Source organism: Halomarina rubra, assembly GCF_023699475.1.
Lineage (GTDB): Archaea > Halobacteriota > Halobacteria > Halobacteriales > Haloarculaceae > Halomarina > Halomarina rubra.
Genome location: NZ_JALXFV010000005.1, coordinates 26,326 through 49,476, shown reverse-complemented (window position 1 = coordinate 49,476; position 23,151 = coordinate 26,326). Strand labels below are relative to the sequence as shown.

Sequence of the window (23,151 nt, the reverse complement as noted above, 5' to 3'; positions counted from 1 at the left end):
TGTTCAAACCATGTACGCTATCTCCGTCGTCGGGCCCGACTCGACGGCGCTCGTCGAACGACTCGTCGGTCGCCTCGCCGTCGAGGGTCGCGTCGCCACCGTCTCGAACCTCCCGCTCGCACCCGCCCCCGGGTTCGAGGAGAGCGTCACGTTCGGCGGTGAAGGTGCGGACGTCACCTACGGCCTCGGCGACGGGTGGACCGCCCTCGGCCACGAACGCACGCTGGGGGAGGTGGTCGACGACTGCGCACCCGACTACGACTACCTGCTGGCAGACGGCTTCCCGGACGCCCGACTCCCGACCGTCGTCGCGGGAGACGCCCCTGCGACGACCGACCGCGTGGTGGCGACCGTCGACGCCGAGACGGCCGACCTCGACGACCTCGCCGCTGCCGTCGACGCGACCGAACCCCACGAGACCCTGGCGTCGCTCGTCGCGGCGGTCAAACGCTCGCCCGACGCCGACCGGTCGGGGGCAATCGCGACGTTCACCGGTCGCGTCCGGGCGAAAGACGCCGCCGACGACGCGCGCACCGAACTGCTGGAGTTCGAGATGTACGAGGGCGTCGCCGAAGAACGGATGGCGACCATCTCCCGCGAACTGGAGGAGCGAGACGGCGTCCTCGAGGTCCGGATGCACCACCGCTCGGGCGTCATCCCCGACGGGGAGGACATCGTCTTCGTGGTCGTGCTCGCGGGCCACCGAGGGGAGGCGTTCCGCACGGTGTCGGACGGCATCGACCGCCTCAAGGCCGAAGTGCCCATCTTCAAGAAGGAGGTCACCACCGACGAGGAGTTCTGGGTCCACGACCGGTCCTGATGGAGATTCGGTCGATTATCGGCGAAAATAACCGGTCCATTACGGCGACAAGCGGCAATTAACGCCTCGGGACGGTCGATAGCCGACCCAATAATTCCTATACCCAAGATAAGAAAAGAAAATCTTGGAGAGCCTTTTAAAACGTCTAAGACTCTTTCAGGCACTCGTGAAAGGTCTTCGAATCACGTTTTAGGCGCAAAATGAAGTGAATACGTGCTAAGGTTCTCGCCGTTATATGCTCCCTGCAGAGCAAGCGATGGGTGAGGTCAGACATGAGCGCAACAGCACCCTCCCCCCAGACCGAAAGCAAAGAAGACCGACTCCGCTCGTACCTGCGTGCACAGGCCGAGCAAGGAGAGATGTACTTCAAAGGGAAGTTCATCTCCGAGGACGTCGGTCTCTCGCCGAAGGAGATCGGCGCGCTGATGGTCAAACTCCGTGACAGCGCGACGGACCTCGAGATCGAGAAGTGGTCGTACACGAGCGCGACGACGTGGCGCGTCGCCGTCGCGTGAGCGACTGACTCCGTCCCCCTCCCCTCACAGGTTCCGGTTCCGACACGTCCCCCCTGGACGACGGCCCCCTGGTCCCCGCTCGCCCTCCTCGCACACGCTCGACGACACCGTCGACCCCCGATTTTCGCGGGCGGCAGGAAGTTTATCCCGACAGCCACCGTTAGTGACCAGCGATGGAGGAGCACCAGGGACCACCGGACGGTCCCCCCGTCTACGCACTCCGGTCGGTCTTTCGGGTCTACGAGATGCGTCGCGAAGGCGACCGCCTCCTCTACTTCGGCGACCCCATCGTCTCCCCGGACGTCCTCGAACGGCACGTCTGGCCGCTGTTCCGCGAAGCGGGCTACGAGGTCACCCTCGAAGTGCGGACCGGCGAGCACGTGCTGGTCGCCGAACCTCACACGACGGGCGTCGACGGTATTCCGTGGACGAACGTCGTCTTCGCCCTGCTGACGGTGCTGACGACGCTGTTCGCGGGTATCGAGTGGTACGGCGCGACGGTGAGCCTCGACGACCCGCTCTCGTTGCTCCAGACCTGGCCGTTCGCCGCCGCCGTTCTGGGCGTGCTCGGCATCCACGAACTCGGTCACTACGTGATGAGCCGCTACCACGACGTGAACGCGACGCTACCGTACTTCATCCCCGTCCCGACCATCTTCGGGACGATGGGCGCGGTCATCAAGATGAAAGGCCGTATCCCCGACCGCAAGGCGCTGTTCGACATCGGCGTCGCCGGTCCGCTCGCGGGGTTGCTCGCCGCGATGGTCGTCACGGCCGTCGGTCTGCAGCTCGAACCGGTCGCCGCCGGACCGGTGTACTCGATAGAGACGCTGAACTACCCGCCGCTCATCCAGTTCATCGCGGCGCTGACGGGCGCGGACCTGAACCCCCCCGGCGCGCGCGTCAACCCCGTCGTCGTCGGTGGCTGGGTCGGGATGTTCGTGACGTTCCTCAACCTGCTGCCCGTCGGACAGCTCGACGGCGGCCACCTCGTCCGGGCGATGCTGGGCGAACGCCAGGAGACCGTCGGCGCGCTCGTCCCGGCGGGACTGTTCGGTCTCGGTGGCTACCTGTTCTTCGTCCAGGAGGAAGCGCTCCAGGCCATCACGCTCTGGTTCTTCTGGGGGATGGTCGCCATCGCGCTCGCGTACGCCGGCCCGGCGTCGCCGGTCGTCGACGACGAACTCGGACGCGGGCGGATGCTCGTCGGCGTGTTCACGTTCGTCCTCGGTCTGCTCTGTTTCACCCCCGTACCGTTCACGTTCGTCGCGATGTGACTCGCTGGACCGTCGCTCGCGGACGTCGGTAACCGACTCAGTGGGTGTAGCCGCGGTCGGCGAGCGGTTCGCCGTCCATCTCCACGCCCGACTCCGTCACCTCGCCGAGCACCGTCACGGGCGTGGGGGAGGCAGCACGGGCGGCCGCGGGGTCGTCCGTGGTGAACACGAGTTCGAAGTCCTCGCCGTAGTGGACGGCGAGTTCGCGACGGTCGGCGGCGTCCGCGGCGACGTCGTCGACGGCGACGTCGACGGGGAGGGTCTCGGCGTCGACGGCGAACCCGCAGTCGCTCGCCTCGGCCAGTTGGTGGAGCGAGCGCGCGAGACCGTCGCTGGAGTCCATCATCGCGCCCGCGTGGGCCGCGAGTGCACGCCCGGCGGCGACGCGTGGTTCGAACCGGAACAGGTCGTTCGCACGGTCGGGGGCCTCGGGGAACAGGCGGACGGCGGCCGCGGAGCGACCGAGCGTCCCCGTCACGCAGACCGCCTCGCCGGGGGTCGCCCCCGAGCGCGGCACGGGGTCGTCGGTGCGGCCGATGGCCGTCGTCGCGACGGTGAACTCCTCGTGGTCGTCGAGGTCGCCACCGACGTACTCCGCGCCGACGGTCTCACAGACTTCGCGCGCACCGTCGAGGAACGCCCGGAGGTCGGCTTCTTCGAAGCGCGGCGCGGCGTACACCGCGACCGCACAGCGTGCGTCCGCGCCCATCGCGGCCACGTCCGACAGCGACGCCCCGACCGCGCGCCACCCGGCGGTACGGCGGGTCGTTCCGTCGGGGAAGTCGGTCGTCTCGTGGAGCATGTCCGTCGTCACGACGAGGTCGTCCACGACGGCGGCGTCGTCGCCCGCCGTGGGGAGTGACCCACCGATGAGCGCGAGCGCGGCCCGTTCGTCCATACCCCCGTGTCGGCCAGTGGGTGAAAACCGGTTGTGGTTCGATACGGCTCCGCGCAGTCGGGCGTTTCGACTCGCTTCGGTGGTTTGATGCTATCCACGCTCACGAACCGAGGTATGGACGTCAACGTACGCGCCACGGTCGCCGGCTTCCTCGCGGCGCTGGGCGTCCTCGCCGTCCTCCTGGTCTTCGTCGGCGTCGACGAGACGCTCGCCGCCGTCCAGATGGCGGACCCGGCCATCCTCGCCTTGCTCCCCGTGGTCTCGCTGGCTTGGCTGACGGCGTGGGGACTGTCGCTACGGGTCGTCCTCGGCGTCATCGGGATACCCATCTCGACGCTGAAGGCCATCTCCATCTACACCACGGCCGTCTTCGCGAACAACGTCACCCCGTTCGGGCAGGCCGGCGGCGAACCGATAACCGCCTTTCTCATCTCCGATGCGACCGAGAGTCGCTACGAGACGGGCCTGGCGGCCATCGCCAGCGTCGACGCGCTCAACCTGTTCCCCTCGCTGTCGCTCGCTGCGGTCGGCCTGGGGTACTACGCCGCGACCGCGACGCTCGGCCGGCAGTTACAGGTCGCGGGGGTGGCCGTCGCCGCGCTCGCCGTCCTCATCCCACTGGTCGGCTACGCCGTCTGGCGGCGTCGAGACGTCGTCGAAGACACGCTCGCACGGTCGCTCACGACGCTCGCCAGCGGCGTCTATCGTCTCCTCCCGAACCGACAGGCCCCAACCGAGCAGTCGATTCGCGTGCGCGTCGACGGGTTCTTCCACGCTATCGAGCGCGTCGCGACCGACCGTCGCCAACTCGTGCTCGCGCTGGGGTTCGCCACCATCGGGTGGCTGGCGCTGTCGACGTCGCTCTGGCTGTCGCTGTACGCCCTCGACGCCCGCGTCCCGCTGGCCGCGGCGTTGCTCATCGTCCCCATCGCCTCTATCGCGTCGGTGACGCCACTTCCGGGCGGTCTGGGCGGTATCGAGGCCGTCCTCATCACGCTGCTCGTCCCGACGACGAGCGTCACCGCGCCGACGGCCGCCGCCGCCGTCATCATCCACCGTTCGGTCACCTACTGGCTGCCCACGGTGCTCGGAGGGGTGGGAGCCATCGCCTTCGGGCTGAACCGCAAGTGACCCCCGAGCGTTTTTGACCGTTCCCTGCCGACTCGTGGTCGATGGTCGCCGTCGAGACGCTCGTCGCGTTCGTGCCGGCCGCGCTCGCACTGATACTCGCGCCGGGCCCCGACACGGTCTACGTCCTCTCCCGTGGCGTCGGCGACGGTCGCGCGACGGGGTTCCGGGCCGCCTGCGGAGTCGCGACGGGCGTCCTCGTCCACACGGCGGTCGTGGTCCTCGGTCTCGCGGCGCTGTTGCGGACCGTCCCGACGGCGTACCTGGTGGTGAAGTACCTCGGCGCGGCCTACCTGCTCGTCCTCGGCGTGCGTGCGCTGACGGGCGGCGACGACGGTGGGTTCGGTGCGGCCACCGACGCCACCGACTCGACCGACACGTCCGGCGCGACCGACTCGACCGCCACGGGAGGCTACGGTCGCGGTCTGCTCGTCAACGTCCTCAACCCGAAGGTTGCGCTGTTCTTCCTGGCGTTCCTCCCGCAGTTCGTCCCGAGCGGCGACCCGGTCGGACTGGCCGCGCTCGGGGGGACCTACGCGCTGCTCACGGTGGTGTATCTCGGCGTGGTCGCCGTCGGCGCGGACTCGGTTGCCGACCGACTCGTCGGCCACGAACGAGCGCTCGAACGCGCCAGTGGGGTCGTTCTCGTCGCGTTCGGTCTGCTGACGCTGTCCGAGGACGCGTTGGGCGGGTCCTCGACGCCACCGAACTGAGTCACGGGCACCGGGCCACACCGGAACGTCCACCTCGTGGCACCCTCCACGCCATCGTCTACCACGCCCGCGAACCATCGATGCCCTTAAACGGCGCGCGAGGGAGTGTTGGGGTAATGACGACGTTCTACGACGTCCCGGTCGACGCCCTCATCGAGGCCGTCGCCGCGGAACTCGACCTGGAGGAGCCGGAATGGGCCGCGTACTCGAAGACTGGCGTCTCGCGAGAGCTTCCCCCCGAGCAGGAGGACTTCTGGAACGTTCGCGCCGCGAGCGTCCTCCGAACCATCGCCAAGGACCAGCCCGTCGGCGTCGAGCGCCTCCGCACCCGCTACGGCGGCTCGAAGAAGGGGTCGACGCGCTACCGCGTCCGCCCGGACCGGAAGACCGACGCCTCGGGGAAGATCATCCGCACCATCCTCCAGCAGCTCGAGGACGCGGGCTACGTCGAGGTCGCCGAGGGCGAGGGCCGTCGTGTCTCCGGCGAGGGTCGTGCACTGCTCGACAGCACCGCGAGCGAGGTCCTCGAGGACCTCGACCGTCCGGAACTCGAACGCTACGCGTAAGCGTTCCACTCCACGACATCCTTCGATTTTCGCCGCCGCCCAGCGACCGCGCCGCCCTCGACTCGCCACGTCCGGGTCGCGGACGCCCCCGTGAACCGTCCGGGATGGCGTCACGGTTTTGTTTCGGACTCCCCAACGGGTGGGTATGCCCGACGAGGAAGACCTGGAGGAGCTTCGACGCAAGAAGATGGAACAGCTCAAAGAGCAACAGGGCGGCGGCGAGGCCGACGAGGAGGCCATGCAGGCCCAGCGCGAGCAGGCCGAGGCTCAGAAGAAGGCCGTCCTGCGCCAGTACCTCACCGACGGGGCGCGCAAACGGCTCAACACAGTGAAGATGTCGAAACCCGAACGCGGCGAGCAGATCGAACAGCAACTCGTCGCGCTCGCCCAGTCCGGCCGCGTCCAGAACCAGATCGACGAGGAGCAGATGAAGGAGCTGCTCCGCGAGATGACGCCCGACAAGCAGAGCTTCAACATCTCGCGGCGCTGAACGAGCGCACTCGTTCTCTCTCGTCTCTCGACCTCCGACTCGACACCACCCACGACGACCGTGAGGTCAGTGCCTCACGGGTCGCGGTGCCCCCCGCGTCTCCGTGGTTCTCACTCGCTATCGCTCGTTCGAACCACGCATTCGAACCACACACTCTGACCACGCACACGAACCACGCTATCAGTCCCTTCAAGTACGTCTCGCCTGAGATGCGAGTATGTACGAGCGCATCAAGGGGTTCCGTGACTTCTACCCCGCCGAGATGTCGCCACACCGCGAGACCATCGACACGGTCGAGTCGGTGGCCGCGCGCTACGGCTTTCGCGAGATAGCGACGCCGGCACTCGAACACGCCGAGCTGTGGACCGACAAGAGCGGCGACGACATCGTCGACGAACTGTACGCCTTCGAGGACAAGGGCGGCCGCCACGTCACGATGACCCCCGAGTTGACGCCGACGGTCGCTCGGATGGTCGTCGCGAAGGGTCAGGAGCTGTCGAAACCCATCAAGTGGCGCTCGACGCGCCCGTTCTGGCGCTACGAGCAGGTCCAGCAGGGCCGATTCCGCGAGTTCTACCAGACGAACGTCGACGTCTTCGGCTCCTCGGCCCCCGAAGCCGACGCCGAGGTGCTGGCGTTCGCCGCCGACGCGCTCGTCGAACTCGGGCTCACGAGCGAGGACTTCGACTTCAAGGTCTCCCACCGCGACATCCTCGGCGGCCTCCTGGAGTCGTTCGACCGCGACGTCGACACCGAGGCCGCCATCCGAGCGGTCGACAAACGCGAGAAGGTCGAACCGGCGGAGTACTACGGACTCCTGGAGGACGCCGGCCTGACCTACGACGAGGCCCGGCAGTTCGACGACCTGCTCGACGCCGACGACAGGCAAGAACTCGTCGAGTTCGCGGGCACCGACCGCGTCCGCGAGGCCGTCGGGAACCTCGACGCGGTCCTGGAGGCGGCCGAGGACTTCGGCGCGCGCGAGTACTGCACCGTCGCGCTCGACACCGCGCGCGGCCTGGACTACTACACGGGTGTCGTCTTCGAGTGCTTCGACACGACCGGCGAGGTCGGCCGGTCTGTGTTCGGCGGCGGGCGCTACGACGACCTCATCGAGGACTTCGGCGGGCAGCCGACGCCCGCCGTCGGCGTCGCCCTCGGCGTCATGAACTCGACGCTCCCGCTCTTGCTCCAGCGTGCGGGCGTCTGGCCCGAGGAGGCGCTGTCGACGGACTACTACGTCCTGACGGTCGGCGACACCCGCAGCGAGGCCGGGACGGTCGTTCGCGAACTCCGCTCGCGTGGGTACGTCGTGGAGACGGACGTCGCCGACCGCGGGTTCGGCTCGCAGTTGGGCTACGCCGACGGCGTCAACGCCGAGACGGTTATCGTCGTCGGCGAGCGCGACCTGGAGAACGGCGAGGTGACGGTCAAGGAGATGGACAGCGGCGAGGAGACGACCGCCCCCTTCGACTCGTTCCTCGACGCGGCCGACCGCCCGACCTACGACGACTTCGCCTGAGTCGCCTCGTCAGCGATGAAACGCGCCTTCCGACTCGCCTACGACGGCACCGCGTTCTACGGCTTCCAGCGTCAGCCGACCGCACCGACCGTGGAGGGGACGCTGTTCGACGCGCTGGCGCGCCTCGACGTCTACGACCGCGACCGCTGGCGACCGGAGGGGTACGCCGCCGCCGGGCGGACCGACCGCGGCGTCTCGGCGCTCGCCCAGACCGTCGCCCTCGACTGTCCCGACTGGCTCACGCCGCGGGCGCTCAACAGCGAACTCCCGGCGGACGTACGGGCGTGGGCGAGCGCGCCCGTTCCCGACGCGTTCCACGCGACCCACGACGCCGTCGCCCGCGAGTACACCTACCACCTCTACGCTCCCGACGCGGACGCCGACCACGCACGCGAAGCGCTCGGCACGCTCGCCGGGAGTCACGACTTCCACAACCTCACGCCGGACACCGACGGCACCGAACGGACGCTCGACGCCTCGCTGGCAGTCGACGGCCCGTTCCTCGTCGTCACCGCACGTTCCGACGGGTTCCCTCGGTCGTTCGTCAGGCGACTGGCGACGCTCCTGGGCGAACTGGCACGGGGCGACCGGGACCTCGCGTTCGTCGAGCGCGTCCTCTCCACCGAAGAACTGGGCGGCGGCGATGGCATCGGCGCGGCCGCTCCCGAACCGCTGGTTCTGACCGACGTCGAGTACCCTGACGTCACATTCGAGCGCGACGACCGGGCCGCCGAGAGCGCACGCGAGGTGTTCGAGACGAGACGCGTCGAGCGCGAGACGAGCGCACGGGTCGCGCGGTCGGTTCGTGACGGCGTCGGGGACAGCGATTCGGACTGATCGCGCGCGTCAGTCCCAGTCTGCGGGCCACAGCTCCGCGGCGCGCATCCCGCGTTCGAAGTCCGCGTCTCTGAGTTGGTCGGCCAGCGTCTCGGGAGCGATGCGCTCCAGCGGGTCGCTGGCGGCGAGGTCCGTCACCAGCAACGCGGTCAGCATCGCGTGTTCGCGGACGTCTCTCACCTCCACCTTGTCGCGCGTGTCGGCGTGGGTGTGGCCCCACCCGCGACCGCGTTCCGCACCCTCGGGTGGTTGGCTGTGGAGTTGCAGTGCGGGGACGCCCGACCGGACGAACGGCCAGTGGTCGCTGTAGGGGTGCGGTTCGTCGGTCACGGCGAGCGGTTGGCCCGCCTCCTCCTCGACGACGCGTCGAGCGAGCGCTCGAATCCCGTCGTGGCCGTGGACGTACGCCCTGAGGTTCCGGGCGCGGCCCGCGCCGTCGACGTTGACGACGGCCTTCACCCGGTCGAGGTCGAGCGAGTCCGCGAGCGCCTCCGCGCCCATCAACCCGAGTTCCTCACAGCCCACGCCGGCGAGTCGGACCCGGCAGTCGAGCTCCATATCGGCCATCAGACGAGCGGCCGTGACCACCGCCGTGATGCCACAGCCGTTGTCCGTCGCGCCCTCGGCGATGTCGTGGGCGTCGAGGTGGGCGACCACTACGACCTCCTCGTCGGTGTCGGGACCGAGCGTCCCGACGACGTTGTGGCTCTCGGCCCGGTCGGTCTCGGCACTGACGCGGACGGTCGCCTCCGCGCCCATCGCGGCGTACTCCCGAAGCCAGTCGCCGGTCTCCGTCGAGACGCCGACGCCGGGCATCGCGGCCTGGGCGTCGAATCTGAGGGAACCGGTCGGCGGGAGCTGTCCGGGGACGTGGTTGGCGAAGACGAACGCCTGTGCGCCCGCAGCGGCGGCGTGGCCGAACTTCTCCATCCGGTGGACGAACCGACCCTTCTCCGGGGGCGTGTCGGTGCTCGCGAGCGCGATACCACCGGCCAACTCCTCGCCCACGTCGTCTATCTCGTCGGGGGTGCCGTAGCCCACGTCGACGAGCGGTCCCGTCACGTCGCCGGCAGCCGAGTACGGTAGCGCGATGGTCTCGAACGACCGCTCGACGGGGTCGCCGTCGCGTTCGGTTCGAATCGCGAGTTCGGCGTCGCCGCGCGTCCACCGGGTCATCTCGAACGATTCGATAGCGGGGTCTGCACCGACGGTCTCGAACGCCTCGGCGACGAGGTCCGCGGCCCGACGCTCGCCGGTGTGGCCGCCCATCCGGTCGCCGAGTTCGGTGAGTCTGGTGAGGAACTGCCAGGGGGTGTCGTCGCGCCACGCCCGTCCGAGCGCGGCGGCGGTGTCGTCGTCCATGGCTCGCGTTCACGGGTGGAGGAGAAAACTCTGTGCGCCCGCGTCGAGCGGAGCGCGGTGTCCTCCCAGGACGGTCGAAAAGCGAGTGACAGCGCGGTGAACCGACGGCGTTAACACCCGTGCCAGCAAGCCTCAGCCATGAGTTCGGTTCCCGAACGGGGAGATATCGAGGAGGAGTACAAGTGGAACCTCGCGGACCTCTACGACGACGACGAGTCCTGGGAGGCCGCCTACGAAGCCGCCGAGGAGGAGGTCGAGGCGCTCGCGGCCTACGAAGGGGAGGCGACGGCGGACGCGGCGACGCTGCTCGCGACGCTCGAACAGTACGAAGAGACGATGCGACTCGTCTCGAACGTCTACTCCTACGCCAGCATGCGGAGCGACGAGGACACGCGCGACCAGGAGTACCAGGCGTTCCAGGCGCGCGCCCAGTCGCTGTACGCCAGTGCGTCTTCGGCGGGCAGTTTCCTCGAACCGGAACTCCAGAGCGTCTCGCGTGACACCATCGACGAGTTCGTCGCCGAGGAGTCCGCGCTGGAGAAGTACGACCACTACTTCGACGACGTGCTACGGATGAAACCCCACACGCGCTCGGCGGAGGTCGAGAACCTACTCGCCGAACTGAGCGAGGTCACGGGGGCGGCCGGCGAAGTGTACTCGATGCTGTCGAACGCCGACATGGAGTTCCCGAGCGTCGAGGGACCGGACGGCGAGGAGGTCGAGGTCACCCAGTCGAACTTCACGAAGCACCTGAAGAGCCAGGACCGCGAGTTCCGCCAGCGCGTCCACGAGTCGTTCTACGAGGAGTGGGCGTCGGTGCGCAACGCGGTCGGGTCGTCGTTCAAGAACAGCGTCAAAGCCGACATCAAACTCGCCGAGGCGCGGAACTACGAGACCGCCCGCGAGGCGGCGCTCGACGGCCCGAACATCCCCGTCGAGGTGTACGACACGCTCGTCGACACGGTCAACGAGAACCTCGACGTGCTCCACGACCACGCCGAGTTGAAGCGCGAGGCGCTGGGCGTCGACGAACTGCAGATGTGGGACCTCTACGCGCCCATCGTCGAGAGCGAGAGCCCCGACGTGAGCTACGAGGAGGCCAAGGAGTACATCGTCGAGGCCGTCGCGCCGCTGGGCGAGGAGTACCAGCGTCGCCTCGAAGAGGGTCTCGAATCGCGCTGGGTCGACGTCTACGAGAACACCGGCAAGCGCGCCGGGGCGTACTCGGGTGGCACCTACGACAGCCAGCCGTTCATCCTGATGAACTACCAGGACGACATCGCCTCGATGTTCACGCTGGCCCACGAACTCGGTCACTCGCTGCACTCCGACCGCTCCAGTGACGAACAGCCCTACATCTACTCCAGCTACGAGATATTCGTGGCGGAGGTCGCCAGCACGGTCAACGAGACGCTGTTGACCCACCACCTACTGGAGACCGTCGAGGACGAGCAGTTCCGCCGCCACGTCCTCGACGAGTACCTCGAACGGTTCCGCTCGACGCTGTTCCGCCAGACGATGTTCGCCGAGTTCGAACACCGCGCCCACGAGATGGCGGAGGAGGGGCAGGCGCTCACGCCGGACGTGCTCGACGAACTGTACGGTGACCTCAAGGAGACGTACTACGAACCCGCCGAGGTCGACGACGCCATCGCCCGCGAGTGGATGCGTATCCCGCACTTCTACCGCGCGTTCTACGTCTACCAGTACTCGACGGGTATCTCCGCGGCCGTCGCCGTCGTCGACCGCATCCGCGAGGACGGGGAGGTCGCCGCCGAGGAGTACCGCAACTTCCTCGCTTCGGGGTCCCGCGAGTACCCCCTCGACCTGCTCCGCATCGCGGGGGTCGACATGGCGACGCCCCACCCCGTCGAGTCCGCCATCGACACCTACCGCGAGTTCGTCGACGAGATGCGAGACCTCGTGCTCGACTGATAGCTCTCGGCGCGGCTGACGGCTGAAACCGTCGGCTACCCAAAGTCACTTTTAGCTCAGACTCGTATCGTGGGTACCCACATGTCACGCAGCCCCTCGTTGCCGGATCGGCCAACGCTCGAACTCGATCCGGAGATGTCGCCGTCCGAGCGGCTGGACGCGCTGCGCGAACACTACGCTCGCCTCGTCGACGTCAACGAGAAACTCACCGATCAGATCGACGCCGCCCGCGCGAAACAGGAGTCCCTCGGCGAGGACGTCGACTCGCTCCAGCGCGAGAACGAGACGCTGAAGAGCGCCGCTCGGTACATCGCGACGGTCGAGGAGGTCACCGACGACGAGGTCGTCCTCAAACAGCACGGCAACAACCAGGAGGTCCTCACCGAGACCGTCCCGCGCATCCAGGAGGAGGTCGAAGCCGGCGACCGCGTCGCCATCAACGACTCCTTCGCCATCCAGTCGGTGCTCAGCACGGAGACCGACGCCCGCGCCCAGGCGATGGAGGTCGACGCCAGCCCCGAGGTGACCTACGAGGACATCGGTGGTCTCGACGAGCAGATCCTCGAGGTCCGTGAGGCCGTCGAACAACCGCTGCTCGACCCCGAGCAGTTCGAGACCGTCGGCGTCGAACCGCCCGCGGGCGTCCTGCTGTACGGGCCGCCCGGCACGGGGAAGACGATGCTCGCGAAGGCCGTCGCCAACGAGACCGACGCGACGTTCATCAAGATGGCCGGCTCCGAACTCGTCCAGAAGTTCATCGGCGAGGGCGCACGCCTCGTCCGCGACCTGTTCGAACTCGCGAGCGAGCGCGAACCCGCCGTCATCTTCATCGACGAGATCGACGCCATCGCCTCGAAGCGCACGGACTCGAAGACCTCCGGCGACGCCGAGGTCCAGCGCACCATGATGCAGCTCCTCTCGGAGATGGACGGCTTCGACGAGCGCGGCGAGATTCGAATCATCGCCGCCACCAACCGCTTCGACATGCTCGACCGCGCCATCCTCCGGCCCGGTCGTTTCGACCGTCTCATCGAGGTGCCCGTCCCCGAACTGGAGGGGCGCAAGCGCATCCTCGACATCCACACCGAGTCGATGCCACTGGCGGACGACCTCGACCTCGAAGCCGTCGCCGAGTTGGCCGACGGGTTCAGCGGCGCGGAGATCGCCAGTCTGGCGACCGAAGCCGGGATGTTCGCCATCCGCGACGACCGCACGACCGTCGAGATGGCGGACTTCGAGGCCGCCCACGAGAAGATCGACGTCGGTGGCGACGACGGGAGCGGCCCCTCTATCGCGTTCCAATAGCACCCACCGTTTTCCGCCTCGGGCGCGCTTCGCGCACCGTTCGACGCAAAACCCTGGACGAAAAAGGCCGCTCGCTCTCTCGCTACGCTCAGTCGCTCGCGGTACAGTGTACTGTCTTCTTCCGCACCGCACAGCGACGGCTCCACTCCCGCCAACCGTGTGCCTCAATCGCGTAGCTCTCGCGATGCGAAAGGCGTTACCTCGCGCTCGCGCTAGCACGGCCGATGGGAACGATTCGGGTCGTCTGGGGCACCGCGAGCGCACCGACGGAGATGTCGTCGTACGACGCGGCGCTCGCCGACGCTGGCGTCGAGAACTACAACCTCGTGTCGGTGTCGTCGGTCATCCCGAGCGACGCACACGTCGAGCGCGTCGGGACCGCCCCCGACCTCGGCCCGGTCGGCGAGCGTCTCACCGTCGTCGAGGGCCGGGCGACGGTCGAAGAGGGGCCGGCGGCGGCGGGACTCGCGTGGGCGACGACGGCCGACGGCAAGGGCCTGTTCTACGAGGCGTCGGGTCGCGACCGAGACGCGGTCCGCGAGGAGGTCCGGGCGGGACTGCACACCGGCATGGAGCTTCGGGACTGGGCGTTCGTCGACGAGGGCTGTGAGGTCGTCGGGGCGGCCCCCGAGTCGGGACACACGACGGCGCTCGTGTTGGCGGTGTACGGTCGGAGTTCGCCGTTGCTCTGAGCGGACCCAACCCCACACGCTTTAATACCCCGCTCCGCGTCTTCCCTTGCGAATGTACGGAAACGCACCGTACGCGAACCAGCAGCCAGACACAGCGGACGCGCCGGACCCGGAGACCATCGAGCGACTCCGGACGGAGACCGAAGGGGTGGCCGCCCGGACCCGCGCGCTCCTCACCGACGAGTTCGTCGTCGGGTCGAACCTCCAGGCCGGTCTCGAAGGCCCGCAAGGGACCGTCTCCGTCCAACCGCCCATCGGCGACCCGATTCGAGCGGGCATCGCCGCCGACGCGACGGACGAGGAACGCGACGGTCTCGCGACCGAACTCGCGGCGGGTGCCGCGATGCAGGTGAAACTGGCCGTCAACGACGTCTCCCCGACCGCCGGCTGACTCGCGCACACACCACCCGACCGACTCGACTCGTCCCGTCGTGACTCGTCCCAACTCGACCCGTTCCGACGTCGACCGCACAGCACCGTCTTCAGAGTACGACGCCGTTCTGCAGCAGCGAGACGAGGACGGTCACCGTCACGACGCTCAGTAGCGTCGAGACGAGGACGACCGAACTGGCGAACTCCCCCGCGACGTCGGCGTCGACGTCACCGAACTCCACGAGCAAGATGAGCGGCGTCACCGCCGCCGGGGTCGCACACTCCAGGACGAACACCGCGCCGACGGTACCCGAGACGCCGAGTGCCAGCGCGATGCCGAGAGCGACCAGTGGCGCGACGAGCAGTTTCAACCCCGTCGCCAGCGACAGCACGCCGAGCGCCCCCCGGACGTCCGTCCCGACGAGTTCACTCCCCAGGATGACGAGCATCAGCGGGATGGCGGCGCTCCCGACGAGGTCGAGCGTCTGCAGGAGCGTCCCACCCTCGGGCGGGCCGACCCCGAGTGCGCGGACGAGGAGTGCCAGGACGACGGCGTACACCAGCGGGATGGTGAACACGCGTTCGAGCGCGCCTCGCCCCGCGTTGCCGCCGCTGCGTGCGGCGACGTAGACGCCGTGCGTGTAGACGAGGACGCTCTGGACGGCGAGGTAGAGCACCGCCGTCGACTGTCCGACGCCGCCGAAGGCGAACGTCGACAGCGGGATGCCGTAGTTTCCGGAGTTGGGGTAGACCCCCGTCAGCACCGTCGCGCTCGCGAGCGGTTCGTCGACGCCGCCCGCGCGAACCGCGAGCTCCGCGAGGACGGTCATCACGCCGACGAACGCGACGACGGCGAGTCCGAGACGGGCGACCGTCTCGGGGTCGATGTCGGCGGTGAGCAGGCTGTGGAAGACGAGTGCGGGCGCGAACACGTAGACGACGACGGTGTTCAGCGCGCCGACGTCCAACCCCCGAGTCCGCCCGAGTAGGTAGCCGACGGCCGCGATGGCGACGACCGGGGCGATGGCCGACACGAAGATCGACACCAGCGACACGACTCACCCGACGGGGGTCTGCGTTAGAAACGTTCCGTCATCCGCGTCGGGACCCGGCTACGTCCCTCGCGGGCGTCGGGAGTCGCCGTCGCTCGCCGGGTGAGTACGGGAGGCACCGTGTCGGCGCGCTCCCTGCGGGTCGCGTCGTCGCTCGCTCGCGGGCGTGTGACGGACTGTGGTTCGTCACCGGTCGCCAGCAGTGTCGCCGACTGCGGGCGACTCCGACGCCCCTCCCTCGGGCGGGTCGACGAACAGCGCGTACCCGACCATCCCGCTCGCCGGCAGTCCGCCGCCGGCGAGACCGAAGATAAGCGACAACGACGTGGCGACCGCTGCGCCCGCCCCGAGGACGAGCATCAGTGGAATCGCTGTGAGCACGAGATCGTGCCGCATCGACGCTTCGCTCTCTGGCATGGTGTGTCCGCGCTACACCGGCCACCTAATTAAGAGTAATTACCGGCAGTGGCAAGCCGGTGGGGTGGCCACCGTCGGGAAACCGGTGCTCGTCGCCGGGAGCTACTTGCCCCAGAAGGGGTCGACCTTCCGGCGCTTGTCGAGGTACATCGACAGCGCCTCGCGTTCGTCGCCGGGGATGTCCTCTTTCAGTTCCTGTTCGAGAATCTTCGCGTGTTTCTCGGGGAGTTCGGTCCACAGTTCGTCGCCTTCGTCTATCTGCCGGCCGACCGTCGGGCCGTCGATGGAGACGGAGACGCGTTCGCCGGCTCGGGCCTCGTCGACGTCCTCGCCCTGACTCTGGATGGCTTTGAGGTTCCCGACGCGCTTCGGGTCGTTGCCCTGGAACTTCACGATGGGCGTGTTCCGCCGCAGTGTTCCCGAGGCCACTTCGACGCCGACGACGGCGGGACTCGACTGGCGGAAGACGTGGTCTTCGAGGATACGGAACCGGCAGGGGCGACGGATGTTGTCCATGATGGCCGACTGCTGTTCGCGCTCTATCTCGTCGACGAACTCCTCGTACTCGTCGATGAGCTGATAGATGACGTCGTCCTCGAACAGGCGGATGTTCCGGTCGCCGGCCTCCTGGCGGGCGTCCGGGAGCACGTCGACGTTGAACGCCAGGATGACCTCCTCGGTCACCTCCTCGGCGGTCGAGGCGACGGCGACGTCGCGCGGGGCGACGTCCCCGACCTCGGCGCGGACGATGGGAATCTCGGCTTCCTCCAGCGCGTTGGCGATGGCTTCGAGCGACCCGAGCGTGTCGGCCTTGACCACGACGCCGTTCTCGGCGGTGTCGACCGAGATGTCCGCGAGTTCCTGTCTGACCTCCTCGACGACCTCCTCTTCGGGGCGGTCGCGGACGACCCGGACCGGCGCGCCCGCGAGCGCCTCGTCGAGGTCGGGGGCGGCGATCTTCACCCCGGCCGCGGCCGTCACCTCGTCGACCTTCTCGAAGCGCTTCTCGGTGCGGATCTCCTCGAGCGGCCGCGGTTGGAGCAGCGCTCGAACGTCGGTGACGATGGGGTCGTTCTTCCCACCGACGACGATGGTGTCGTCGGTGCGAATCGACCCGTCGTACAGCACGACGTCCAGCGTCGTCCCGAACCCGCGCTCCTCTTTCACTTCGAGGACCGTCCCGGCACCCGCACCCGCCGTGTCGATGGACATGTCCTCTTTCATGTAGCGCTGGGAGAGACCCATCAACACGGCGAGCAGGTCGGGGACGCCCTCGCCGGTCTCTGCGGAGACGGGGACGACGCCGATGTTACCCCGGAAGTTCTGGACGCGCCAGTACATGTCCGCGGAGAAGCCGTTGTCCGACAGTTCGCCGATGATCTCGTAGAGGCTCTCGTTGAGACGCTGTTCGGCGCGGTCGGACTGCTCGGCGAGCGTCTGCTGGACGGGCGTGTCGGGGTTGGGGTTCCACCCCGGCGTCGTGTCGATCTTGTTCGCGGCGACGATGAACGGCGTCTGCGTGCGTTTCAGGATGTCGATGGCCTCGAGCGTCTGGGGCTGGAACCCGTCGTTGACGTCGACGACGAGGACGGCGATGTCCGCGAGCGCGCCACCGCGAGAGCGGAGCGTGGAGAACGAGTGGTGGCCCGGCGTGTCGATGAACAGCAGTCCCGGCAGGTCGAAGTCGTCGGGGTCGACGAGTCGCCCGGCGATGTCCGAGATGGTCTCCAGCGGGACGGCGGTCGCCCCGATGTGCTGTGTGATGGCTCCGGCCTCCCCCGAGGTGACCGCGGAGCCACGTACCTTGTCCAGGAGACTGGTCTTCCCGTGGTCGACGTGTCCGAGGACGGCGACGATGGGGGTCCGCAACCCGCCACCCGCGTCCATGGTGGTGTCCGAATCTGACATGGCGAAGAACTCTTAGTGGAAAACTGCCGGTCGTTCCGGTTAAGTCTTTCAGAAGCGAGGTGGGCCGCGTCCACACGGGACACACCCGAACGAGGCCGTCCGTGGGGTCGGCGACACCGACCCGGGACGGTCACTCGACGGTGAACGACCCGACCATCCCGAACTCCTCGTGGACGCTACAGACGTACTCGTACTCGCCGGCGGTGTCGAACGTCTCCTCGTGGCTGTAGTCCGGGCCGTAGGTCTCCGACTCGCCGCCGGGTGTGCCCTCGAACGACGCCCCGCTGGGCTGGCTGTCGGGGACGACGTTGTGTCCGGGCTGGTTCCACTCCCAGGTGACCGTCCCGCCCTGTGCGAGCGTGAACGTCTCGGGGCCGAAGCGGGACCTCCCGTCGACGCCGACGGCGACGGTCACCGACTCCTGGGGTTCGCTCTCGGTGGGTGCGGTCGTCGCCTCGTCGGTCTGCTCCGCGGTCGGTTCCGCCGTCGCTTCCGAGGTCTCGGTTCCGTCGTCCATCGACTCGGTCGCGGTCCCGTCGGTCGTCGGTTCGGTCGTCCCGGTTCCTTCGGTCCCCATCTCGCTCGTCGTGGTGGGGTCGTCCATCGTCCCGTCGCCCTCGGTCGTCCCTTGGGCTCCGCCGTCGCCGGGGGTGTCGGTCGTCTCGTCGTCGTCGCTCGCACAGCCGGCGAGACCGACCGCGCCGAGCACCGCCGCGCGTCGGAGGAACACTCGTCTGTCCATACGCCTCCGACTCCCGGCTCTCGTTTCAACGTTCGCCCAAATCCGACCAGAAACGGGCCACTGGACGGCGGACGCTCGTCGGACGACGACACGACCGTTTATGTGGGGGCGCTTCGGAAGGGGTGGTATGGCCGAGCTACTCGCCGAGAACCTCTCCGGGAAGGACGTCATCGGCTCGGACGGTGCCACGCTGGGACAGCTCTACAACATCACGATGGACCTGAAGACGGGCGAACTCCACGACCTCGTCGTCGACCCCGAGGAGGGCGTCCGGGACGTGAACTTCACGACCAACGAGTTCGGGCGCTACCTCGTCCCGGTCAGCAACGTCCAGGCCGTCAAGGACCACATCGTCATCCGCCGGTAGATGCGCGTCCTCGATTCGTCGGCGTTCATCCGGAGCCACGACGTCGAGGGGCCGACCGCCTCGGTCCCCCGCGTCCGCGAGGAACTGAACGAGGAGTCGAGCCTCCGGTTCGACGCCGAGGAGGGTGCCGGGATGGCGGTCCACGCGCCGAGTCCCGAGTCCGTCCGGACCGTCACGAACGCCGCCGAACAGTCCGGCGACGCACGGGAACTCTCCGAGACCGACACCCACCTCGTCGCCGCCGCGTTCGAACTGGACGCGACGCTCGTCACCGACGACTACGCGATGCAGAACGTCGCGAGTCGTCTCGACGTGCCGACAGAGACCGTCGGCCGCGACGGCATCAGCGAAGAATGCGAGTGGCGCTGGCAGTGTGTCGGCTGTGGTCGGACGTTCGACGACGACCGCGACCGCTGCCCGGTGTGTGGCAGCGAACTGACACGGAAGCGTTAGTCCAACCCGTCGAGACTGTCGAGTCCGGCGCTCACCAGTTGGCGGAGGACGGCCTCCTGTGTCAGCCCGTACTCGCGGGCGAGACGGTCGATGTCTCTCGCCAGGCCGTCTTCACAGAGGAGGGTGTACTCCTGCATATGCTATCATTCGACACACTCTCTCATAAAGACTGGTCAGACGACTGTCGGTCACGGGTCGGACCTGGTCGACCCTCTGTCGGAGGCGAGTGCCGGCACCGAGCGGTGAGGTTCAGGCCCCGCCGGTCGCCTGGACGTACGCCAGAGCGAACTGGGTCGCGTTGTACAACCCGTGGACGAGCGCGGGGACGACGAGGTTCCCGGTGTACTCGTACAGCGCACCGAGGTACAGCGCGAGGAAGCCGATGATGGCGAGCGTCGCGAGGACCGCGAGTCCCGACGAGCCGACCAGGCCGGGGACGTGGATGGAGGCGAACAGGACGCTCGCCGCCACGATGGCACCGACCGGACCGAACGACTCGCGGAGCCAGCCCTGGACGACCCCTCGGTAGAACAGTTCCTCGCCGGGACCGACCAGCAGCACCGACAGCGGGATGAGGACCAACAGGAGCGTCGGGTTCTCGCGACCGGCGGCGATGACGCCGCTCTCGGCGAGCGAGACGTCGAAGTAGCCGTAGACGACGGTGAACGCGTAGAACGACCCCATCAGGAGGAGGTAGCCGACGACGACGAGACCGAGGTCGCGCGCCGACGGCACCCGGACCCTGAGGAGGTCCCAGCGCTCGGCGGCCGCGAGGAACGCCAGCGACCCGCCGAGGAAGGCGACCCCCTGGATGGCGATGGTGCCGACGATCTGGGCACGGAGCGGGTTGCCGAACACGGAGACGCCGACGGCCTCGACCAGGCTGGCGATGAGGATGAGCGCGAGGTTCCCCATCGCGTACCCCCCGAACGCGAGGGCGGCGGCGGCGACCAGCGTGTCGAGGGTCGCACGCGTCCCGCCCGCCGAGCGTTCGTTGGCCGACCGCTCGCTCACCGTATCGCCCCTGACGGTGCTCCGAACATGCCCGATAGTTCGGCGACCGGCCGGTTAGGTGTTGCGCGACCGGTCCCCCCGCCGGTCGGCCGCCCGATGACCGTCGTCACTCGACGAGGAGTCGCTCCTTCTCGGCGACGGCGTCGGCCTCCTCGAACTCGCCGCCACCGAGCAGGCCGCGGGCCGCGCGTTTGCCCCACTCGACGGCCGGTTGGGTGAACGTCTCGACGCCCATCAGTTCGCCGACGAGGACGCACGCGGCTTCGAACCCGTACAACAGTTCGCCGACGCTCTCGGCGTCGAGCGCGTCGAGTTCGACCCGGACGTTCGGGAGTCCGGCGGCGGCGAGACTCGCCTCGGTCGCCTCGAACTCCGCGTCGAGCAGGTCGCCCAGCGACGAGCCACCGAGGTACGACAGCCCCTCGACGTCGGTGTCGGGGATGGGGACGTCCGGCCGGTCGCGCGGGCGGACGAAGGTGACCTGCTTGTCGTGGCGGCCGGCGCGGTACAGTTGGAGTTGGGAGTGCTGGTCGGTCGCGCCGAGCGCCCGGACGGGCGTCTGGCCGAGACCGTCCTTCCCGAGGGACTCGGCCCACAGTTGGGCGAACCACTCCGCGAAGTACTCCAGGTCCTCGGCGTAGGGCATACACACCTGCTGGGTCGCGCCGCGCTGTTCGAGCGCGTACGAGACCGCGCCGTAGGCGTACGCGGGACAGTCGAACAGGCTCCCGGCGAGCGATTCGCGACCGGCCCGACCCCCGGCGAGGAGCCCCGCGACGTCGTGGCCCTGGATGGCCGCCGGGACGAGACCGACCGTCGAGAGCGCCGAGAACCGGCCGGGGACGCCCTCGGGCACGTCGAGCGCCGGGAGGCCCTCCTGTTCGGAGAGCGCGCGCAGCGGCCCGTCGGGACCGGTCGTGACGACGGTGCGCTCGGTCCAGTCGACGCCCTCCCGTTCGTAGGCCTCGCGGACGACGAGGAAGTTCGAGAGCGTCTCCGCCGTGGTCCCCGACCGGGAGACGACGTGGACGGCGGTGTCGGCCAGCGGCAGGTCGTCGAGCAGACGGGCGGTCCGCTGCGGGTCGACGTTGTCGAGGTGGAACGTGCCGGCGCGACCGGGACCGAGCGCGCCCGAGACGGTGGCCGCGCCCAGTGCGCTCCCCCCGATACCGACCGTGAGGACGGCGTCGACGTCGAGTTCGACGAGCGGTTCGACCGCCGACTCGATGGCGTCGGCGTCGGTGTCCTCCGGGAGCGCGAGCGCGGCGTAGCCGAACTCGCGGTCCTCGATGCCTCGCTCGATGCGCTCGTGGGCCGCGGCGACCCGCTCGTCCAGTCGCTCCAGCGACGCGCGCGAGACGCCCGGTGTCGCGACGGACGACAGCGCGTTCCCGATGTCGACGTACATGGGTTGAGCGTCACCGGCCCGGCATATAAATCCGGCATCGTTAATCGCGGGCCGCTCGTCGGTCCCGTATGAGCGAGACGGCGCGAGAGCAGTCCGACGACGGCGAGGCGGCGACGTACTCGGGGCTGCTGAGTGCGTTCCCTTACGCCTATCGGCAGAGCGAGTCGCGACTGTTCCGCGTCTACGTCGTCGTCGGGGGACTGTTGGCGCTCCTCCTCGGCGTCTTCTTCGGTCTGGCGGTCGTCACTCTCGTCGGCCGAACCGCGGGTGCGGGGGCGGGGACGTTCTCGTTCTCCCGCTCGCTGTTCGTGCTCGTCGGCTTCTTCGCCGTCGCGCCACTGGTCGCACCCGTCCTGTTCGTCGCGCGCCAGCACCGCCACGGGAAGGGTGACGTCCGGTACGACCGGACGATGGCGATGCTCGGCGTCATCTTCGTCCTCTCGCTGTACGTCGCGTCGGTCGTCTCAATCCCCGAGACGTTCGAACTCGACGGCGAGACGGTCCAACGCGAGGAGCCGACCGGACCGCTCGCTCCCGTCGTGAGCGTCCTCTACGCCCTGCCGGGCGTCGCGAGTCCCGTCCCACCGGCGCTCGTCGCGCTGTCGATGTACCTCGCCCACCGACGACTGCGCTGACGCGGCCGCCGCGGCGACCGCCCACGAGACCGGAACGACACGACGAAAAGGTACGAGGCGCTATCCGACGCCATGAGCGACCGTGACGCCGACGAGAAGACCGGGCGATTCCTCGTCACTCACGCCGAGGACGACAGCGCGGTGTTGAAGAACGTCGACGACGGGCAGGTCCACACACTGGGCGAGAACCCCGGTGTCGAACCCGGCGACGTGCTCGATGCGCGACTCGCGCCCGAACCACCGATGGAACTGACGTGGGTCGTCGTCGAGGTCGAGTCGCGACGTTCACTCAGCGTCGAACGCAGCACGGAACCTCCGACCGCTCGGGAACGCGACATCGGCGAGACACAGGACGAAGGTGAGATCACTCGCGAGGAGCGCGCCGGCAAGGGCGAGATTCACGTCATCACCGTCCCCGACGACCGGACAGACGAGGCAGTGGACGACGTCCTCGACGACGAGGGGACGCTGGTGCGGGCGGCCCGGATGGACGAGGTCGTCCGGGTCGAAGTCCGGGCAGAGTCGGGTGTCGTCGCCGTCCGCTACCTCCCGTAGCGGGTTGTAAGCTCACCTTTACAGGCGGTTTCTCCGAACGCTGTCCGCACAGGTGGTCGGGAGACGGTGAGGACCCGCGCTCGACGAACGAGTCCGTCGGCCGACGCGACCGGCGAGCGAGACGCGCCGCTCGGCGGCGTGAAGACACAGAACTGGTGGTGAGTCGTC

General features: G+C 68.5%; 26 protein-coding genes. 17 read left to right on the top strand and 9 right to left on the bottom strand.

Annotated elements, in window-relative coordinates:
- The first annotated feature begins 10 nt into the window (after positions 1–10).
- The 3 genes from M1L36_RS09995 (at position 11) to M1L36_RS09985 (ending at position 2,612) form a co-directional block, all read left to right on the top strand.
- Positions 11–820 (top strand): molybdopterin synthase, encoded by an 810-nt coding sequence (locus M1L36_RS09995; protein ID WP_250873599.1) that lies wholly within the window; start codon positions 11–13, stop codon positions 818–820.
- 272 nt (positions 821–1,092) lie between these two features.
- Positions 1,093–1,335 carry a DUF7123 family protein gene (locus M1L36_RS09990; RefSeq protein ID WP_250873598.1) on the top strand — a complete coding sequence of 81 codons (243 nt, stop codon included), beginning with the start codon at positions 1,093–1,095 and terminating at the stop codon, positions 1,333–1,335.
- 173 nt (positions 1,336–1,508) lie between these two features.
- Complete coding sequence (locus M1L36_RS09985) at positions 1,509–2,612, top strand: site-2 protease family protein (protein WP_250873597.1); 1,104 nt, start codon at positions 1,509–1,511, stop codon at positions 2,610–2,612.
- A 37-nt stretch (positions 2,613–2,649) separates the two neighbouring features.
- Here M1L36_RS09985 and thiL read toward each other — a convergent pair whose 3' ends face one another.
- Positions 2,650–3,510: a thiamine-phosphate kinase gene (gene thiL / locus M1L36_RS09980; protein WP_250873596.1), complete on the bottom strand. Its 861-nt coding sequence runs from the start codon at positions 3,508–3,510 to the stop codon at positions 2,650–2,652.
- Between the two features lie 114 nt (positions 3,511–3,624).
- Here thiL and M1L36_RS09975 point away from each other — a divergent pair, with 114 nt between their 5' ends.
- The 6 genes from M1L36_RS09975 (at position 3,625) to truA (ending at position 8,766) form a co-directional block, all read left to right on the top strand.
- Positions 3,625–4,641 (top strand): lysylphosphatidylglycerol synthase transmembrane domain-containing protein, encoded by a 1,017-nt coding sequence (locus M1L36_RS09975; protein WP_250873595.1) that lies wholly within the window; start codon positions 3,625–3,627, stop codon positions 4,639–4,641.
- Positions 4,642–4,682: 41 nt separating this feature from the next.
- Positions 4,683–5,351 carry a LysE family translocator gene (locus M1L36_RS09970; protein ID WP_250873594.1) on the top strand — a complete coding sequence of 223 codons (669 nt, stop codon included), beginning with the start codon at positions 4,683–4,685 and terminating at the stop codon, positions 5,349–5,351.
- Between the two features lie 116 nt (positions 5,352–5,467).
- Positions 5,468–5,917, top strand: coding sequence for a 30S ribosomal protein S19e (locus tag M1L36_RS09965; RefSeq protein ID WP_250873593.1), 450 nt, complete (start codon positions 5,468–5,470; stop codon positions 5,915–5,917).
- A 145-nt stretch (positions 5,918–6,062) separates the two neighbouring features.
- Positions 6,063–6,407, top strand: coding sequence for a DNA-binding protein (locus M1L36_RS09960; protein ID WP_250873592.1), 345 nt, complete (start codon positions 6,063–6,065; stop codon positions 6,405–6,407).
- A gap of 217 nt (positions 6,408–6,624) precedes the next feature.
- On the top strand, positions 6,625–7,929 hold the full coding sequence (gene hisS, locus M1L36_RS09955) for a histidine--tRNA ligase (RefSeq protein ID WP_250873591.1): 1,305 nt from the start codon (positions 6,625–6,627) through the stop codon (positions 7,927–7,929).
- Between the two features lie 15 nt (positions 7,930–7,944).
- Positions 7,945–8,766 carry a tRNA pseudouridine(38-40) synthase TruA gene (gene truA, locus M1L36_RS09950; RefSeq protein WP_250873590.1) on the top strand — a complete coding sequence of 274 codons (822 nt, stop codon included), beginning with the start codon at positions 7,945–7,947 and terminating at the stop codon, positions 8,764–8,766.
- Positions 8,767–8,775: 9 nt separating this feature from the next.
- Here the strand turns inward: truA and M1L36_RS09945 are convergent, their stop codons facing one another.
- Positions 8,776–10,128 (bottom strand): M28 family metallopeptidase, encoded by a 1,353-nt coding sequence (locus M1L36_RS09945; RefSeq protein ID WP_250873589.1) that lies wholly within the window; start codon positions 10,126–10,128, stop codon positions 8,776–8,778.
- Positions 10,129–10,266: 138 nt separating this feature from the next.
- Here M1L36_RS09945 and pepF point away from each other — a divergent pair, with 138 nt between their 5' ends.
- From pepF to M1L36_RS09925, 4 genes are all read left to right on the top strand, one after another.
- Positions 10,267–12,063, top strand: a complete 1,797-nt coding sequence (gene pepF, locus M1L36_RS09940; protein WP_250873588.1) for an oligoendopeptidase F — start codon at positions 10,267–10,269, stop codon at positions 12,061–12,063.
- A gap of 81 nt (positions 12,064–12,144) precedes the next feature.
- Positions 12,145–13,368, top strand: coding sequence for a proteasome-activating nucleotidase Pan2 (gene pan2 / locus M1L36_RS09935; RefSeq protein ID WP_250873587.1), 1,224 nt, complete (start codon positions 12,145–12,147; stop codon positions 13,366–13,368).
- A gap of 224 nt (positions 13,369–13,592) precedes the next feature.
- A complete protein-coding gene (locus tag M1L36_RS09930) occupies positions 13,593–14,060 on the top strand; it encodes a pyruvoyl-dependent arginine decarboxylase (protein ID WP_250873586.1) in 468 nt (155 codons plus the stop codon).
- 52 nt (positions 14,061–14,112) lie between these two features.
- A complete protein-coding gene (locus M1L36_RS09925; protein WP_250873585.1) occupies positions 14,113–14,451 on the top strand; it encodes a DUF5811 family protein in 339 nt (112 codons plus the stop codon).
- 91 nt (positions 14,452–14,542) lie between these two features.
- Here M1L36_RS09925 and M1L36_RS09920 read toward each other — a convergent pair whose 3' ends face one another.
- The 4 genes from M1L36_RS09920 to M1L36_RS09905 form a co-directional block, all read right to left on the bottom strand.
- A complete protein-coding gene (locus tag M1L36_RS09920) occupies positions 14,543–15,487 on the bottom strand; it encodes an AEC family transporter (protein ID WP_250873584.1) in 945 nt (314 codons plus the stop codon).
- A 183-nt stretch (positions 15,488–15,670) separates the two neighbouring features.
- Positions 15,671–15,901, bottom strand: coding sequence for a DUF8015 family protein (locus tag M1L36_RS09915; RefSeq protein WP_250873583.1), 231 nt, complete (start codon positions 15,899–15,901; stop codon positions 15,671–15,673).
- Positions 15,902–16,003: 102 nt separating this feature from the next.
- Positions 16,004–17,809 (bottom strand): translation initiation factor IF-2, encoded by a 1,806-nt coding sequence (infB, locus tag M1L36_RS09910; protein ID WP_250873582.1) that lies wholly within the window; start codon positions 17,807–17,809, stop codon positions 16,004–16,006.
- Positions 17,810–17,939: 130 nt separating this feature from the next.
- Entirely contained in the window at positions 17,940–18,551 is a 612-nt protein-coding gene (locus M1L36_RS09905) for a plastocyanin/azurin family copper-binding protein (RefSeq protein WP_250873581.1), read from the bottom strand.
- A 127-nt stretch (positions 18,552–18,678) separates the two neighbouring features.
- Between M1L36_RS09905 and M1L36_RS09900 the strand changes: the two genes are divergently transcribed.
- A complete protein-coding gene (locus M1L36_RS09900) occupies positions 18,679–18,918 on the top strand; it encodes a PRC-barrel domain-containing protein (protein WP_250873580.1) in 240 nt (79 codons plus the stop codon).
- A complete protein-coding gene (locus tag M1L36_RS09895; RefSeq protein WP_250873579.1) occupies positions 18,919–19,371 on the top strand; it encodes an NOB1 family endonuclease in 453 nt (150 codons plus the stop codon). It abuts the gene before it with no gap.
- Here M1L36_RS09895 and M1L36_RS09890 read toward each other — a convergent pair.
- The 3 genes from M1L36_RS09890 to M1L36_RS09880 form a co-directional block, all read right to left on the bottom strand.
- Positions 19,368–19,508 (bottom strand): CopG family transcriptional regulator, encoded by a 141-nt coding sequence (locus tag M1L36_RS09890; RefSeq protein ID WP_250873578.1) that lies wholly within the window; start codon positions 19,506–19,508, stop codon positions 19,368–19,370. The genes M1L36_RS09895 and M1L36_RS09890 overlap by 4 nt on opposite strands.
- 112 nt (positions 19,509–19,620) lie before the next feature.
- Positions 19,621–20,385, bottom strand: a complete 765-nt coding sequence (locus tag M1L36_RS21575; RefSeq protein WP_250873577.1) for a CPBP family intramembrane glutamic endopeptidase — start codon at positions 20,383–20,385, stop codon at positions 19,621–19,623.
- A gap of 106 nt (positions 20,386–20,491) precedes the next feature.
- On the bottom strand, positions 20,492–21,793 hold the full coding sequence (locus M1L36_RS09880) for a phosphoglucose isomerase-related protein (protein WP_250873576.1): 1,302 nt from the start codon (positions 21,791–21,793) through the stop codon (positions 20,492–20,494).
- Between the two features lie 68 nt (positions 21,794–21,861).
- Between M1L36_RS09880 and M1L36_RS09875 the strand changes: the two genes are divergently transcribed.
- Both M1L36_RS09875 and M1L36_RS09870 read left to right on the top strand, forming a co-directional pair.
- Positions 21,862–22,428 carry a DUF8056 family protein gene (locus tag M1L36_RS09875; RefSeq protein ID WP_250873575.1) on the top strand — a complete coding sequence of 189 codons (567 nt, stop codon included), beginning with the start codon at positions 21,862–21,864 and terminating at the stop codon, positions 22,426–22,428.
- A 72-nt stretch (positions 22,429–22,500) separates the two neighbouring features.
- Positions 22,501–22,983, top strand: coding sequence for a DUF5812 family protein (locus tag M1L36_RS09870; RefSeq protein WP_250873574.1), 483 nt, complete (start codon positions 22,501–22,503; stop codon positions 22,981–22,983).
- The last annotated feature ends 168 nt before the right edge of the window (positions 22,984–23,151 follow it).

Coding starts and splice junctions, on each gene's coding strand:
- M1L36_RS09890 (WP_250873578.1), bottom strand. CDS start 19,508: ATGCAGGAGTACACCCTCCTCTGTGAAGACGGCCTGGCGAGAGACATC.
- M1L36_RS09880 (WP_250873576.1), bottom strand. CDS start 21,793: ATGTACGTCGACATCGGGAACGCGCTGTCGTCCGTCGCGACACCGGGC.
- M1L36_RS09915 (WP_250873583.1), bottom strand. CDS start 15,901: ATGCCAGAGAGCGAAGCGTCGATGCGGCACGATCTCGTGCTCACAGCG.
- thiL (WP_250873596.1), bottom strand. CDS start 3,510: ATGGACGAACGGGCCGCGCTCGCGCTCATCGGTGGGTCACTCCCCACG.
- M1L36_RS09985 (WP_250873597.1), top strand. CDS start 1,509: ATGGAGGAGCACCAGGGACCACCGGACGGTCCCCCCGTCTACGCACTC.
- M1L36_RS09870 (WP_250873574.1), top strand. CDS start 22,501: ATGAGCGACCGTGACGCCGACGAGAAGACCGGGCGATTCCTCGTCACT.
- M1L36_RS09975 (WP_250873595.1), top strand. CDS start 3,625: ATGGACGTCAACGTACGCGCCACGGTCGCCGGCTTCCTCGCGGCGCTG.
- M1L36_RS09945 (WP_250873589.1), bottom strand. CDS start 10,128: ATGGACGACGACACCGCCGCCGCGCTCGGACGGGCGTGGCGCGACGAC.
- M1L36_RS09960 (WP_250873592.1), top strand. CDS start 6,063: ATGCCCGACGAGGAAGACCTGGAGGAGCTTCGACGCAAGAAGATGGAA.
- M1L36_RS09905 (WP_250873581.1), bottom strand. CDS start 18,551: ATGGACAGACGAGTGTTCCTCCGACGCGCGGCGGTGCTCGGCGCGGTC.
- M1L36_RS09990 (WP_250873598.1), top strand. CDS start 1,093: ATGAGCGCAACAGCACCCTCCCCCCAGACCGAAAGCAAAGAAGACCGA.
- M1L36_RS09895 (WP_250873579.1), top strand. CDS start 18,919: ATGCGCGTCCTCGATTCGTCGGCGTTCATCCGGAGCCACGACGTCGAG.
- M1L36_RS09970 (WP_250873594.1), top strand. CDS start 4,683: ATGGTCGCCGTCGAGACGCTCGTCGCGTTCGTGCCGGCCGCGCTCGCA.
- M1L36_RS09965 (WP_250873593.1), top strand. CDS start 5,468: ATGACGACGTTCTACGACGTCCCGGTCGACGCCCTCATCGAGGCCGTC.
- truA (WP_250873590.1), top strand. CDS start 7,945: ATGAAACGCGCCTTCCGACTCGCCTACGACGGCACCGCGTTCTACGGC.
- M1L36_RS09995 (WP_250873599.1), top strand. CDS start 11: ATGTACGCTATCTCCGTCGTCGGGCCCGACTCGACGGCGCTCGTCGAA.
- infB (WP_250873582.1), bottom strand. CDS start 17,809: ATGTCAGATTCGGACACCACCATGGACGCGGGTGGCGGGTTGCGGACC.
- hisS (WP_250873591.1), top strand. CDS start 6,625: ATGTACGAGCGCATCAAGGGGTTCCGTGACTTCTACCCCGCCGAGATG.
- M1L36_RS09900 (WP_250873580.1), top strand. CDS start 18,679: ATGGCCGAGCTACTCGCCGAGAACCTCTCCGGGAAGGACGTCATCGGC.
- M1L36_RS09925 (WP_250873585.1), top strand. CDS start 14,113: ATGTACGGAAACGCACCGTACGCGAACCAGCAGCCAGACACAGCGGAC.
- M1L36_RS09930 (WP_250873586.1), top strand. CDS start 13,593: ATGGGAACGATTCGGGTCGTCTGGGGCACCGCGAGCGCACCGACGGAG.
- M1L36_RS09875 (WP_250873575.1), top strand. CDS start 21,862: ATGAGCGAGACGGCGCGAGAGCAGTCCGACGACGGCGAGGCGGCGACG.
- pan2 (WP_250873587.1), top strand. CDS start 12,145: ATGTCACGCAGCCCCTCGTTGCCGGATCGGCCAACGCTCGAACTCGAT.
- pepF (WP_250873588.1), top strand. CDS start 10,267: ATGAGTTCGGTTCCCGAACGGGGAGATATCGAGGAGGAGTACAAGTGG.